At 50.6% G+C, this 243-nt stretch carries 1 protein-coding gene; it reads left to right on the top strand.

The features are described from left to right. The coding region (locus tag WG929_RS21190; protein WP_416207648.1) for an IS66 family transposase at window positions 1-243 on the top strand (243 nt) is incomplete at both ends.

Genomic DNA, 243 nt, shown 5'->3' with positions numbered 1-243 from the left:
CTGGGACAAACTAACGGTCTACCTCACCGATGGGCGACTTCATATCGATAATAATCCCGTCGAAAATGCTATCCGACCGTTTGCGATAGGGCGCAAAAACTGGTTATTCAGTGACAGTCAGAGTGGCGCAAAAGTCAGCGCCATGATGTACAGCCTGATAGAAACCGCCAAAGCGAACGACCTGGAGCCTTACGCGTATTTACGGAGAGTGTTTGCCCAGTTGCCGTTATGCGAAACCGTGGA

The organism is Oceanobacter antarcticus (genome assembly GCF_044962685.1).
In the GTDB taxonomy this organism is placed as follows: Bacteria; Pseudomonadota; Gammaproteobacteria; order Pseudomonadales; family Oceanobacteraceae; genus Oceanobacter; species Oceanobacter antarcticus.
This window is presented reverse-complemented; position numbering and strand designations above follow the sequence as displayed.